We start from the raw sequence: 13572 nt of genomic DNA on the forward strand, positions 1-13572 counted from the left end.
TTCGCCTCACTGCCCTTCGAACCACTGGATAACGTCTTCGAAGCGCTCCAGTGAGTCGGCCAAGTCTTCGGGGGCGGCGCAGATCACTTCCGGCAGGTCGGTGATTTCGATGGTGTCGAGGATTTGCGCATCCTGTGAGTTGAAGTACGTGATGCGCCAGCAGTTCTGGATCCGGGTGGCGCTGATCAGGCAATTGCCATAGCCACGGGCCAACGCGCGCACGGGACCGGCGGGCAGATAGGTGTCGAGGAAGGCGATGTCTTGTTCGGACAACGGCAGTAAGGTCAGGTTGATGACATGCACCTGATCGCCGGGTTGCCAGTGTTGGCTGCGGTCTTGGACTTCGGTCAGGATCGCCGGGGCGTTCATGACGCCGAGCGGCAACGGGGACGACAAGTCGAAATCCGCTGGCCGGGCCGCAGCGCGAGCATTGCCGCGCAGTTGTGTGGGCGCCGCGCCCACCTCGACGTGATCGTAGCCCTGGCCGTAGATGCGCCAAACGCCGGCGAAGATCGATTCCTGGATGCGCAACGACGGCTGCGCGGCAATGATCGCGCTGACTTCACCTTCGCCTAGCAATTGGTCGAGCAGCTTGCGGTCGCCGATTTCCAGGCCACTGAGGTCGACGCTTTGCGTGGTCAGGCCGTTATTGCAGTCGCGCAGGCATTGCAGCAGCTGTTGCAATGCTTGCCGAGCGCCGGGCAGCGCCGCAAGCTCTTCAGGTTCGGGCAGCACCGGAATGCTATGGGTATACATGCCCTGAGGCATGCTGATGTATTCGAGCACGTCCTCATCGTCAGGTTGCGAGCCGGGGCCGATATCTACCACGGGGATGTAGTTCAGCGGATCGAACTCCACGGCGTGGCTTTGCGCATCGCGGTTATTGGCATCGTGGTTCATTGGCAACCTCCGGAGGCGCTGACCGGGGCACCGGCCAGCAATGGGATGCGCGCATTGCTTTGGCTCACGGCACTTTCCGCCAGGCGCAGGTATTCGTCCCAGTCGAGCATGCCGCTGAAGGTGGTGACGTAACCGGCATCACGCAGCCAGACCAGCGACGGCCAGCGGCGCACGGCAAAGCGCGCGGCGACGGCGTCTTCATCGGCGCGACTGACCACGCCCAGGCGCAGGGTCACGTGGTGGCGGCGCGCAATTTCCACACGCAGTTCCGGCAAAACCACGGCCACGTCCAGGCATTCGGGATGGCGTACCGGGTCACCGCACAGCAGCAACAGGCAGTCGCCCCCTTCGGCAAGCCAGGCGTCGAGGTTGTCGGCGTCGATCCAGGTCGCGTCGAATTGCTCCACCAGCCGGCTGATCAAGGCAGGGATGGCGGGCGTCGCGGGAATGGGCGCCATGAAAACAGCGGAGTCGCTCATGTGGGGTCCTTGACTGACTGTTGAAGTGGGGTGAGCGCAGCAGGCTCAAGGGTTGGCGATGCGTGGCCGAGCAAGGCGGCCAGTTGCCCGGCGCTCATTGCCGAGGGCAAGCTGAAACCCGGCGCGCTGTCTGGCTGCGGAGCCGTGCCGAACAAGGCCTCTTCGAGCAGGCGCAGGGTTGAGTCGATTTCACCTGCGCGTTGGGCGTCGAGGCGCTCACGTGCAGCGTCGAGAAAGATCAACAGCCAGTCGCCAACCGCACACGGGCCGACCAGTGAGAGGTCGATGCGCCGTTCTTCACCGTTGCGGTCGCGGCAGCGGGCAAAGCCCAACTCGGCGTCGATCACTTGCATGGGCAATCCGATGCACATATCAGGCGCGCCTGGCGAGGATGCGTTCGTCGCCGATCCGGCAGGCTTGCTGTTCGGACGGGCGTTCGTTTTCGTAGCGTTGCAGCTCAAGGTGCGGCAGTGTCACGGCCTCTTCGCCCGCGAGCGGCGTAGCGCGTTTTTGCGGCGCCGCGCCCCAACTGTCGAGCACGCGCAGCGCCTCATCCAGCGCGCCTTCCATGGCGGCCCTGACGCTGGCGCGCAAGCTGCCGCCGTAGTCCATCATGTTTTCCGGCTGGCAACCGATCAGCAGCACCCGTGTCGGGTAATGTCCGGTCAATTGCGCGAGCATCAGCACTTCCTGAAAGCCGGTCTGGTGCAGGCTGAGCTTTTTGATGCCGAGGAATTTGGGGACATCGTCGTCGGCGATGAACTTCAGTTCGCCAGGCGTGAGGTTGTAGTCCACGGCGTCGAAAATCAGCAGGTAATCGGCTTGCTGAACATGCTGGATCAAGTACAGGCCTTGAGTGCCACCATCGATCAGCGCCACGTTGTCGGCGAACTCATAACGTTGTTGCAAGGCTTCGACGCAACGCACGCCAAAGCCTTCGTCGGCCCACAAAAGATTGCCGATGCCCAGCACAGTGATCTGCGGCAGTGTCGGTTGGAGAGGACTCATGGCTGTTTCTACCAATGTGGTCATTTTTTAAAGGTCTTGTAGCCGGAAATCATTGACCCAACCAAGCTCAGGCGCCCGGTGATTTCTTCGCGCACGGCGGCATAGATGTGGGACATGACGAATAGCACAATCACCCACATGCCCAAGTGATGCAGGACATGCACATTGTTGGATTGCCCCAGCAGCGGCAGTACCCAACCGAAGGTGCGTTCCTGCCATGAGCCCATTTGCGCGCCTTCGCCATACAGTGCGAAGCCGGTCAGGATCATGAACAGTGAGGTCAGCAAGAAGATGAAAAACATCGCGAAACGCGATATTGGGTTGTGGCCGAACATCGGTTTGGGAGTAGGCCCGATAAACAGGTAGTAGCGCACCCAAGCGCTCATGTCGGCCCAGTACGCCTTGCTGGTCAGCGGCACCGAGAACAGTTCGCGAGCGTGGTGATTGCCCACCAGCGCCCAATAGGCGCGCCCGATCATGGCGATGGTGAAAATATAGGCCGCGCTGAAATGCGCAAAGCGAATGTAGCCCATCACGAAATGCTCGCTGGCTTCACCCGGTTGGGTCGCCAGCGGCGAGCCAATCAAGTAGCCGCTGATGGCCAGCACCACAATGCAGGCGGCATTGATCCAGTGCCACAGGCGCACGGGCGCCTCGTACACGTATTCCGGCTGGTCGATGGGGCTTTGAGTAGGTTGGGTCATAGCGTCACCTTTGGATGGGCAGGCGCCGTAGCGCCTGCCAATTGCAGCGTTGAACAAGCGATCAACTGACCTTGACTGTGCTCAGCTCCGCGCCGTCCTCGCTCATCACGTGGGTGGCGCAGGCCATGCACGGGTCGAAGGAGTGCAACGTGCGCAGGATTTCCACAGGCTGATCGGGGATCGCCACCGGCGTGTTCATCAGCGCGGCTTCGAAAGCCCCGATCTGGCCTTTGGCGTCACGCGGGCTGCCATTCCAGGTGCTCGGCACGACGCACTGGTAGTTCTCGATCTTGCCGTCCTTGATCCGAATCCAGTGGCCCAATGCGCCGCGTGGCGCGGCAACGATGCCGACCCCTTTGGCTTCAGCAGGCCAGGTGGACGGGTCCCACTTTTCGACGTTGGCGGTGGCGCGGTCGCCGTTGCGGATGTTGGTCATCAACTCGTTCCAGTCGTCGACCATCATTTCTGCGCAGTACTCGGCTTCCAGGGCGCGGGTCAGGGTTCGGCCAATCGTGCTTGGCAACAGTTGTTTGGCACTCAGGTTGGTTTCCGCCAGGCCCAGGGCTTTTGGCAAGTCGTGGTTGACGGCTCGCAGCGAACCTTCCAGTTGCTCCTTGACCCGTTGGCAATGCGGGTTGCCTTTAAGGGCGTGGGCATAGCCCAGGATGTAACGCGCCAAAGGCCCGACTTCCATGGCATGGCCGCGCCAGCGCGGGGATTTGACCCACGAATACTTGGCGCTTTCGTCGACTTCTTCGATGTTGGTACGGGTGCCCTTGGTCTTCGCGCCCAGCTCGTAGTTCGGCTCGGTGATGCCGTCCCACGGATGCAGGCCCTTGTCGTTGTCCGGGTAGTTGTACCAGGAGTGGGTCACGAACTCCTGCACTTGCTCGGGGTCGCGAGGGTCCACGGGGAGGATTTCGTCCCAGTTGCCATTGAGGATTGCGCCGCCCGGCAATTGGTTGGTGCTGTCGTCGTAATTGACCTTGGCGTAGGTGCCGTAGTCCATCACGTTGGTCGCCGACAAACCGCCACCGTGCAGCCAGCCTTTTTGCTTGTAGATGGTGCCAATGGCCAGCACGTCCGGCACATACACGTTGCGGCAAAAGGTCAGCGCTTCATCGATGCGCGCACGCACGAAGTTCAGGCGTTCCATATTCAACGGCGCACCGGCGGCCAGATCGCCATCGATATTGATCGCGCACGGCACGCCGCCGACCAGGTAATTAGGGTGCGGGTTCTTGCCACCGAAGATGGTGTGGATTTTCACCCACTCTTTCTGCAAGTCGAGGGCTTCAAGGTAATGGGTCACGGCCATCAGGTTGGCTTCTGGCGGCAGTTGGTACGCCGGGTTGCCCCAATAGCCATTCATGAACGGCCCGAGCTGCCCGCTTTCGACGAACTTCTTCAGGCGGTTTTGTACGTCGCGGAAATAACCCGGCGACGACAAAGGGTGAGCCGGCGAAACAGTCTGCTGCAGTTCCGAGGTGCGCTTAGGGTCAGCCTTGAGCGCAGACACCACGTCCACCCAGTCCAGTGCATGCAAGTGATAGAAATGCACGGCGTGGTCATGGACTTGCAGCGTCTTGGCCATCATCTCGCGAATCAAGTGCGCGTTCGGCGGGATGCGGATGCCCAGCGCGTCCTCTACCGAACGCACCGAGGCCAGCGCGTGGCAACCGGTGCAGACACCGCAGATTCGCTCCACGAATGCCCAGGCGTCACGCGGGTCGCGGCCCTTGAGGATGACTTCGAGGCCGCGCCACATGGTGCCGGTGGAAACGGCGTTGCGGATAATGTTGTTGGCATCGAGGTTAACCTCGACGCGCATGTGGCCTTCGATACGGGTCACAGGGTCGACAACGATACGACGGCCTGTGTTGTTGAGGTCGAAACCCTGAGTCGAATAGGTGCTCATTGGTGCTTATTCCTGTCTTGTCGCTGGGGCGTCGGGCGAGGTAGTGGGCGCCTTGCCGTTACTGGCGCGTTTGAGGGCGGTGACGGCGGCGTGGGCAGTGATCGCTGCGCCTACGGTCACGCCGGCAGCCAGGCCGATTTCATCGGCGTTCGCTTCAACACCAAACTGGTTGATACCGGTCAGGTGCTGATAGAACGAGCCCTTGTCCCAGAACCCCTCCTCCGAGCAACCGATGCAGCCATGGCCAGACTGGATCGGAAAGCTGGTGCCGCCGTTCCAACGCACGGTCGAGCAGGCGTTGTAGGTGGTCGGGCCTTTGCAGCCGACTTTGTAAAGGCAATAGCCCTTGCGTGCGGCGTCGTCGTCCCAGGACTCGACGAACTGACCGGCATCGAAGTTCGGACGGCGGTAGCACTTGTCGTGAATGCGCTGGCTGTAGAACATTTTCGGCCGGCCCTGTCGGTCCAGCTCAGGAATGCGGTCGAAGGTCAGCATGTAGGTGATCACGCCGGTCATGACTTCGGCGATGGGCGGGCAGCCCGGCACTTTGATGATCGGCTTGTCGGTGATGACCTTATGAATCGGTACGGCCTGGGTCGGGTTGGGCTTGGCGGCCTGTACGCAGCCCCAACTGGCGCAGGAACCCCAGGAGATGATCGCCTTGGCATCGCGTGCAACACGCTTCAACTGCTCGACGAAGGGCTTGCCACCAATGATGCAACTCATGCCGTCCTGGTTCAGTGGCGGGTTGCCTTCGACGGCCAGGATGTAGTTACCCTTGTACTTGGTCATGACCTCGTCAAGGATCGCCTCGGCCTGATGCCCGGCGGCGGCCATCAAGGTGTCGTCGTAATCCAGGGAGATCATCGACAGCACCACGTCCTTGGCCAGCGGGTGCGCGGAGCGGATGAATGACTCCGAGCAGCAGGTGCATTCCAGGCCATGCAGCCAGAGGACGGGGGTGCGCGGCTTGTTCTCCATGGCCCAAGCGATTTTGGGCATGAATGCCGGGCCCAGGCCCAGCGAGGTTGCGGTCAAGGAACAAAATTTGAGAAAGCTGCGGCGCGAGATGCCTTGTCTGCGCATCACCTCGTAAAACGTTTCCATTACTTTATTTCTCCTCCCCGCGAATGTTCTTCAACGGGGGCTGCACTCGGTGTGTTGGAAATCTGTGCCTGACCAGGTGAATCAGGCGCCATGCCGTCGGCTACAAAGGCCATCAGTTCTATGGGGTGTTGAGGCTGCAGCCTGGGTCATGATTGCGACGGCGGCTGGAAACATGCGGATAACCCATGACGTTCAGTTATCTGGTAAGTACAAGACCTGTGCCATTTCGCCGCGGCGTGGATAAATTGCTTACCAATTAACTTATCCATATGTTTTTAAAGAATTTTTTATTGTTTACCGAGTGCACCGATACACGCTGTAACAAAGCTGAAATGGAATGTTTGTTTCCACTATTTATGCAGCCTGGAAACTATGTATCCGGCGGGGAAAGTGACTGGCGAGAGAACCTCGCCAGCCATTGAAAGGAAGAGAAGGCTCAGGCGGGCGTCACGTCCAGGCGGTCGTAGCCTTTGAAGCGGTAGAACAACACGGAAACGGTCCAGGTCAGGATGAATATCCCGACGATCAGGTAGCCGATCATGCCGAAGTTGTCGGTCAGCGCGGTGATGAAGTCCCACACGCCACCGTGCAGATCCCAACGCGCAGCGACCAGCCCGAGCACCTCCACCCCGCCCACCAGCAAGGCCACCAACACCGACATGGAGGTGATAGTCAGGTTGTAATAGAGCTTGCGGGCCGGGTTGACCAGTGCCCAGTGGTAAGCGCCGGTCATCATCACGCTGTCGGCGGTATCGACCAGCGCCATGCCCGCCGTGAAAAGCGCCGGGAACACCAGAATCGACCAGATCGGCAGGCTCTGCGAGGCTTGCACCGCCGCAATCCCCAGCAGGCCGATTTCAGTGGCCGTATCAAAACCCAGGCCGAACAGCAGGCCCAGCGGATAGAGGTGCCAGGGACGGCTGATCAGCCGGAACAGCGGGCGCAATAGCCGAGCAATCGGGCCGCCGCCGGTGAGTATCGCGCTCATTTCTTGTTCGCCGATTCGCTCGCCGCGGCGTACTCGGTTAAACGCCTGGTACACCGAGCGCAGGATGAGCAGGTTGATCAGCGCCACCAGCAACAGGAACGCGGCAGACACCGAAGTGCCAATCAGCCCGCCGATACCGTGAAAGGCTTCGATTTCACTTTTGAACGCCGTGGCCGTGAGGGCGATGCCGAGCGAGGCAAGGATCACCACGGTGCTGTGCCCGAGCGAGAAGAACAGGCCGACACTCGCGGTTTGTCGGCCTTCCTGGATCAGCTTGCGGGTCGCGTTGTCGATGGCGGCGATGTGATCGGCATCCACGGCATGGCGCAGGCCGAAACTGTAGGCCAGAAAAGCGGTGCCCAGCAGCAACGGGTAGTCATGGAAGGCCGTGAAAGCCCAGGCCCAGGCCAGCAGGTTGGCAGCGATCAGGCCGGCGAAAATCGCCAGGACGCGACGCTTGAACGTCATAGGCGCAGGAGCCGGTGAAACAGGATGCAAGGGCATGCGAACTCCAGAACGATGGGTTCAAGTATGAAGAAACTAAAAAACTTCATACAAGCCTTGTGCCAGTTTGCATGCCGGGTGCCGCGTAGGCGGTTTTTGAAGAGACAAGCGCGTAGCTGATCGACCGCCTGACGCTCGCAGCACATGCGACTGGACAATGACTGTCCACCCGAACAGATAAGTGGACAGTGAGCTTCCAGCCTGTGTGTCGGCTTATCGGCTCAGGCGGGCCCGGCTTCGGGCAGTGTCACGGTGAACTGCGCACCACCCTCGGGGTGATTGGCGGCCACCATCCGACCGCCGCAGCGCTCAATGATGCCGTAGCTGATCGATAGCCCCAGGCCCGTGCCCTTGCCCACGGGCTTGGTGCTGAAGAACGGATCGAACACCTGGCTCAGGTGTTTTTCTGCGATGCCCGCCCCATTGTCGCGCAAACGCAGCGTTACCCACCCCGGCGCCTGGGTCACATCGATCCAGACCGTCGGCAAGGCCTGGTTGGCCGCTTGCGCAGCATCGTAGGCGTTCTGCATCAGGTTCATCAGCACTTGCAGCAGTTGCCCGGCGTTACCGCGCACCGCTGGCGTGTCAACGGCCTGCCAATGCACCTGCAGATCAGGCGCGACGCCGCGACAAACCCAGTGGATGGCGCGCTCAATGACGTCATTGAGGTCGACCTCGCCCAGTGCTTCACGGTCCACGGCCGAGAAGCGCTTCAGGGCACTGACGATATCGGCAGTGCGTTGCGCGCCTTCCATGCTGCCCTCGATCAACGACGGCAAATCGCTCAGCAGAGGATCGATGCGCAGTTGTCGGCGCAAGGCTTGAAGGCCGGTTTGCGACTCGCCGTCGTGGACCGCTTGTAAGTACTGCTGCAGGCGCTTGCCATAGCTGTCGAGTACATGCGCGTTGGCCAGCACAAAGCTGATCGGGTTGTTCAGTTCGTGGGCGACACCGGCCACCAGGCGCCCCAGCGAGGCCATTTTTTCCGCGTGCAACAGTTGTTGTTGGGTGCGCTTGAGCGCTTCGTGGGCCTCGTGCAGTTGGCGATACGCGTGCTTGAGTTCGCCCAGCGGTCGCCCCACCAGCACATGCCCGATAAAGCGCCCGTTGCCAGCGCTGCGCACGGTGCAACTGACGTCCACGGGCACCGGCGCGCCGCTTGCATCCCTGAAGTTGACCTCCAGCGAGGCGCTGGCGTTGGGATGGCGCAAGCTGGCGAGGGTCTGGCGCAATTGGGTTTCACTGTGCGGGTCGGCCAACAATGCATAGGCCGGGCTACCGGACAATGACTGCTCATCGAGGCCAACCAGCGTGCGCAGCGCGCTGTTGCTCTCTTCAATGCGCCCTTCGGGGTCGCAGGCCAGCAACACGTCGGACATCGACGACAGCAGCCCGGCGATGAACTGTTGCGACTGCTCCAGTTCGACGTTCTTCTCTTCCAGGGCGATTTCGTCTTGCACCAGCTTGGAATAGACCTCGTCCATCCTGGCGATGACTTCGATCCAGGCGTCTTCGTCGAGGCTGCCGGGTGGCGGTTTACGGGCCATGGTCGTCAGCTTTTAGGGTGCAGATGCAGGTGACTGTGGGCCTGCTCGTGGGTCGCATCCGGCTCCACCGGGATCAGGTTCAGCGAGCCATGACGCACGCCGCGCTCGGCGCACACACGATGGGCGAAATCGCGCACTTCATCGGACGAGCCTTTGAGCATCAGGCTTTCCAGGCAGTTGTCGTGATCCAGATGCACATGCTGGCTGGCAATGGTCAGGTGATGATGCGCGTGTTGCAGGTCCATCACCCGTTCGGTAAGGGTGCGTGAATGGTGATCGTAAACGAAGCTCAGGTTGGCCACGCAATGCGGCGCCTGGCCCTGCTCCAGACGCGCCTGTTCGATATGCCGCCGCAAAATGTCGCGCATGGCCTCGGAACGGTTGTGGTAACCCTGATCGCGAATCAGTGCGTCCAGATCCTCAGCGAGGCCACGGTCCAGGGAAATGGTCAGGCGTTCCATGGGATTTCCTTTTCAATGCACCGTGCAAACCATGCACGGGTCAAAAGAGCGAACAATATGTTGCACCGCTACCGGGCTTTTTTCGCCGGGTAACACTGGAGCACCCTGCAAGGCTTGTTCCAATGCACCGGGTTGGCCTTGGGTATCGCGTGGCGAGAAGTTCCAGGTGGTCGGGGCGATGATCTGGTAACGCGAGATTTTCCCGTGTTCCACTTCCAGCCAATGCCCCAGCGCGCCACGGGCCGCCTCGGTCAGGCCGACCGCGCGGCCTTTGTCGGGCAGTGCGGCGGCGCGGTAATACGGCTCGCCGGGGCGCAGAGCGATCAGCCAGCTTTCCATCAGCGGCACCACCTGCGCCAGTTCCAACAAACGCGCGAGCAGGCGGGTATAAACGGTTGCCGAACAGCGCGCCACGGCATCGCGCAGCAGCGGTTGGCCGGCAATCAACTGACGCGCAATGGCGCCGGTTTCGAGCACCGCGCCGGCCAGGCGAGGGGCTTTGTTCCAGGTATACGCGTCGGTTTTTTCCAGCAACGGCTGGGTTTGCCCATCGGCCGGGTGGCGCGGGCCGCCAGCGTCGTCGAGCCAGGCATGCGCACTGTCTTCACGGATGGCGTCCAGATCCAGCGGTTGCGCACACTGGGTGACGCCATCCCACAGGCCGCGCGGGAACACGCTCGAGCCATCGGCTCGCGGATACGCCCCGTAGGACAGATACAGCCCCGGCCCCGGCCCTAGATGCTCAAGCCCGGTATCCAGGGCGATGTGCAGAAACTGCCGAAAATCGCCCTGCCCCGGCGCTTCGGCATGCCAGGCCCAGAGTTGGTCCTCGCTGGTGAACGCGTTGATGCGCTCCAGCGGCGCGGCGAACAGCTCGGCTTCAAGAAACTGCCGAAACTCGCGAACGCGGGTCAGCAGGCGCAGGCGCTCGGCAGCATCAATGGCGCGCGTCGAACCACCCGGTTGGATCGAGCCGGTGTGCGGCCACTTGCCGCCGAGTGTGCCAATCAAATCCAGCCAGCGTTTGCGCGCGGAAATCGCCAGGCGCTGCTGGCTGCCCTGCAGCGGGGTAAAGCGCGCCACCGCCTCTGGATACCAAGGTCGGTCGGCGTACACCGGGCGCACGAAATCCGGCATGAAAAACAGGTAGAAATGGCTCAGGTGATCGGCAAGGTTTTCGGTGGCGGCCATCAGGTTGAGTGCCAGCAGACCGTTGTCCGGCGGCTGTACGCCGGCCAGCCCGGCCAAGGCGCGGGCGGCGGCGATCGATTGCGACACCGAGCAGATGCCGCAGATGCGTGGCGCGTAGGTCAGGGCATCGAGCGGCGCGTGTTGCAGCAGGATTTGCTCGAAGCCACGGTACATGGTGGCGTTGACCCGCGCCGACCGCACACGACCCTCTTCCACTTCCAGTTGTACTTCCAGATCGCCTTCAACCCGATTGAACGGGCCGACCACCAAACGTGACATGCAAACTCCTAACGGCGTGGGGTGCGTACCGACGGCGCGATCAGCGGGTGATCGGAAGTCGCATTCTGCTTGACGCGCTTGGGGGTGGCTGATTTGGACAGCGCCGACAGAGCGACGAACCATGCCTTGGGCATGTCGATGGGCAGCCCGATGGGAATGCCCGCCAGTTTCGGCGTGCGCTGAAAAGCGTGGCCAGGCTCTTCGAAGCCCGGGGCGGTGCAGTTGATGCAGGCAAATCCACCACGGGTGCAAGAGCCTTCGCCATTCCACAGGCGGGTATTGCAGTCGCCGTGAGCCTGGGTGCCTTTGCAGCCGAGGTTTTCCATCATGCAGCCCAGGTCCGAGGGTTTTTCCGCACTGGCTTTGTATTCGTAGAACTCGTTGCGCGTGCAGCCCTGATGCACCAGTTGGTCGGCGTAGAAACGCGGACGCCCGAGGATGTCCAGATCGGCCGCCTCGAACAACCCGGCGGCCAGCGCCATCAAGGTGTCGGTCACCCAGCCAGGGTGCGTTGGGCAACCGGCCACGTTGATCACCGGCAAGCCGCGCAACGAGCGATAATCGGCGCCCAGCAGGCCGCCGCGATGCTCACCGTCAAATTGCAGGCCGCAGGCGTCGGTCGGGTTGCTGCCCGCAGCGGTGATGCCGCCGTAAGCAGCGCAGGTGCCGATACCCAAGGTGTATTGGGCCACCGCGGCGAGCTTGCGCACCCAGTCGATCATCGGCGCATCGGTCCCGGCCAGCATGTGAAAACGCCCGGTGCCGTTCGGACCGCGCAGCAATGAGCCTTCTATGCACAAGGCATCGAGGCGGGTGCGACCTTGCAGGCAGTCATCGAGGATATCCAGCACCTGATCACCGCTTTCAAGGGACAGCGACGGATGCCAAAGCAACTCGATCCCCGCACTGCGCCACATCGCGGAAAAGTCCTGGGTGTCGGCGCACAGCAAGGACATGTTGCAGCCGCCGCAACCGCCCGATTGCAACCACAGCACTCTGAATGGGCTATTCATCGGGCCTCCTCCAGGCCAAGACGGCGCAATTTCTGGCGCAGGCCCACGCGCGACAAGCCCAGTTCACGGGCAGCATGGGTTTTGTTCCAGCGGTGACGCAGCAGCGATTCCTTGAGTATGGTCGCTTCGATAGCGTCCAGTTGTTCTTGCAACGTGCCCGTGGGTGGCGAGAGGCGTATGTCGTTGGTGTTGCGCCCCTGGCCCTGGCCTTGCATGACGCGCCAGGAAAACGAATGCGCAGCGATTTGCGCGCCTTCCGACAACGCGGCAGCGCGGTAGATTTCGTTGCGCAACTCGCGAATATTACCGGGCCATGGGTAACCGATCAGGCTCGCCAGGGCGTCATCGGCAAAGTGCAGGTCTGGCAGGTCCAGCTCCAGGCGGGCATCGTCGAGCAGCTTTTTGGCGATGGGCATCAGGTCGGCGGTTCGCTCGCGCAACGGCGGCAAACCCAGGCTGACCGTGGACAGCCGGTAATACAGGTCGCTGCGAAAACGTCCAGTGGCGACATCCTGTTCCAGATCGCGATGGGTCGCCGCAATCACCCGCACATCGACCCGTACCGTGCTGGAGGCGCCGACCGGGCGTAGCTCGCCTTCTTGCAAGACGCGCAACAACTTGACCTGAAAGGCCGGCGAGGTGTCGCCGATTTCGTCGAGCAGCAAGGTGCCGCCATTGGCACGCTGGAACAGCCCGATGTGATCCTGATGCGCGCCGGTGAAGGCACCGCGCTTGTGCCCGAACAGCTCGGACTCCAGCAAGGTGTCGGGCAGCGCGGCGCAGTTCTCCATGACGAAGGCATTGCCCGCGCGTGGGCTGGCGTAATGGATGGCGCGGGCCAGCAACTCTTTGCCCGTGCCCGATTCGCCCAACAGCAGCACCGACAAATCATAGCGGGCGACCCGTGCGGCCAACTCACAGACGGCATCCAGCGGCCCCCCGGGGCTGCGCACGATGCGCGAGAAATCGAAGGTGTCGCGCACCCGCTCCAGCGTTTCCCGGCTGCGGCGGCGCAGCGCTGGCGTGCCGGCGCGCAGTTCCAGGTCCAGTCGCTGCATATGGTTTTGCAACGATTGGCTCTCTACCGCATTGCGCACAGTGTTGAGCAGGTTTTCAGGCAGCCAGGGTTTGAGCAGGTACTGATAGATGCCGGCCTGATTGACGCCCGCAATGATGTCTTCCGAGTCGGTGTAGCCCGATAGCACGATGCGCACCACCCCCGGCCAGCGCTCGCGCACTTCCTTGAGAAATTCGATACCACTGACATGGGGCATGCGCTGGTCGCAGAGGATCACCGCCACCACATGCTGTTCAAGAAGTTCACGTGCTTGCGCGGCTGACTCGGCCAGCAGCACCTGGAATTCCTGATCGAGTACCCGGCGCAACGATTCGCGCGAACGTAGCTCATCGTCCACTACCAGGATCATGGGCAAGTCGGATTGCGAGTCGAATGGGGGAGTCATGAGTCCGCGA

The 13572-nt window shown here is 61.8% G+C and carries 13 protein-coding genes; all 13 read right to left on the reverse strand.

Annotated elements, in window-relative coordinates; genetic code table 11:
• Positions 1-6 precede the first annotated feature (6 nt).
• The 13 genes from ACP7CJ_RS06100 to ACP7CJ_RS06160 all read right to left on the reverse strand — a co-directional run bounded on the left by ACP7CJ_RS06100 (position 7) and on the right by ACP7CJ_RS06160 (position 13562).
• Positions 7-900, reverse strand: coding sequence for a hydrogenase expression/formation protein (locus tag ACP7CJ_RS06100; RefSeq protein ID WP_426099835.1), 894 nt, complete (start codon positions 898-900; stop codon positions 7-9).
• Complete coding sequence (locus ACP7CJ_RS06105) at positions 897-1379, reverse strand: hydrogenase (RefSeq protein WP_426099836.1); 483 nt, start codon at positions 1377-1379, stop codon at positions 897-899. Before ACP7CJ_RS06105 ends, ACP7CJ_RS06100 begins: the two co-directional genes overlap by 4 nt.
• A complete protein-coding gene (locus ACP7CJ_RS06110) occupies positions 1376-1750 on the reverse strand; it encodes a HypC/HybG/HupF family hydrogenase formation chaperone (protein WP_426099837.1) in 375 nt (124 codons plus the stop codon). The genes ACP7CJ_RS06105 and ACP7CJ_RS06110 overlap by 4 nt, the downstream gene beginning before the upstream one ends.
• Before the next feature lies 1 nt (position 1751).
• Positions 1752-2387, reverse strand: coding sequence for a HyaD/HybD family hydrogenase maturation endopeptidase (locus ACP7CJ_RS06115; RefSeq protein ID WP_276193102.1), 636 nt, complete (start codon positions 2385-2387; stop codon positions 1752-1754).
• Between the two features lie 20 nt (positions 2388-2407).
• The gene (cybH, locus tag ACP7CJ_RS06120) at positions 2408-3091 is read right to left on the reverse strand and encodes a Ni/Fe-hydrogenase, b-type cytochrome subunit (protein ID WP_426099838.1); all 684 of its coding nucleotides are present in this window, start codon (positions 3089-3091) and stop codon (positions 2408-2410) included.
• Between the two features lie 61 nt (positions 3092-3152).
• Positions 3153-5009 carry a nickel-dependent hydrogenase large subunit gene (locus tag ACP7CJ_RS06125; RefSeq protein ID WP_247404769.1) on the reverse strand — a complete coding sequence of 619 codons (1857 nt, stop codon included), beginning with the start codon at positions 5007-5009 and terminating at the stop codon, positions 3153-3155.
• A gap of 6 nt (positions 5010-5015) precedes the next feature.
• A complete protein-coding gene (locus ACP7CJ_RS06130) occupies positions 5016-6116 on the reverse strand; it encodes a hydrogenase small subunit (RefSeq protein ID WP_426099839.1) in 1101 nt (366 codons plus the stop codon).
• A gap of 436 nt (positions 6117-6552) precedes the next feature.
• Positions 6553-7608 (reverse strand): HoxN/HupN/NixA family nickel/cobalt transporter, encoded by a 1056-nt coding sequence (locus tag ACP7CJ_RS06135; protein ID WP_426099840.1) that lies wholly within the window; start codon positions 7606-7608, stop codon positions 6553-6555.
• A gap of 221 nt (positions 7609-7829) precedes the next feature.
• Positions 7830-9155, reverse strand: a complete 1326-nt coding sequence (locus ACP7CJ_RS06140) for a PAS domain-containing sensor histidine kinase (protein ID WP_276193104.1) — start codon at positions 9153-9155, stop codon at positions 7830-7832.
• A gap of 5 nt (positions 9156-9160) precedes the next feature.
• Positions 9161-9616 (reverse strand): nickel-responsive transcriptional regulator NikR, encoded by a 456-nt coding sequence (gene nikR / locus ACP7CJ_RS06145; RefSeq protein ID WP_426099841.1) that lies wholly within the window; start codon positions 9614-9616, stop codon positions 9161-9163.
• A 12-nt stretch (positions 9617-9628) separates the two neighbouring features.
• Positions 9629-11086, reverse strand: a complete 1458-nt coding sequence (locus ACP7CJ_RS06150; RefSeq protein ID WP_426099842.1) for a nickel-dependent hydrogenase large subunit — start codon at positions 11084-11086, stop codon at positions 9629-9631.
• A gap of 8 nt (positions 11087-11094) precedes the next feature.
• Positions 11095-12099, reverse strand: a complete 1005-nt coding sequence (locus ACP7CJ_RS06155; RefSeq protein ID WP_276193107.1) for a HupU protein — start codon at positions 12097-12099, stop codon at positions 11095-11097.
• Positions 12096-13562, reverse strand: a complete 1467-nt coding sequence (locus ACP7CJ_RS06160; RefSeq protein WP_276193108.1) for a sigma-54-dependent transcriptional regulator — start codon at positions 13560-13562, stop codon at positions 12096-12098. The genes ACP7CJ_RS06155 and ACP7CJ_RS06160 overlap by 4 nt, the downstream gene beginning before the upstream one ends.
• Positions 13563-13572: the final 10 nt, after the last annotated feature.

It is taken from the genome of Pseudomonas sp. PSPC3-2, assembly GCF_049897085.1.
GTDB classification, from domain to species: Bacteria; Pseudomonadota; Gammaproteobacteria; order Pseudomonadales; family Pseudomonadaceae; genus Aquipseudomonas; species Aquipseudomonas paraveronii.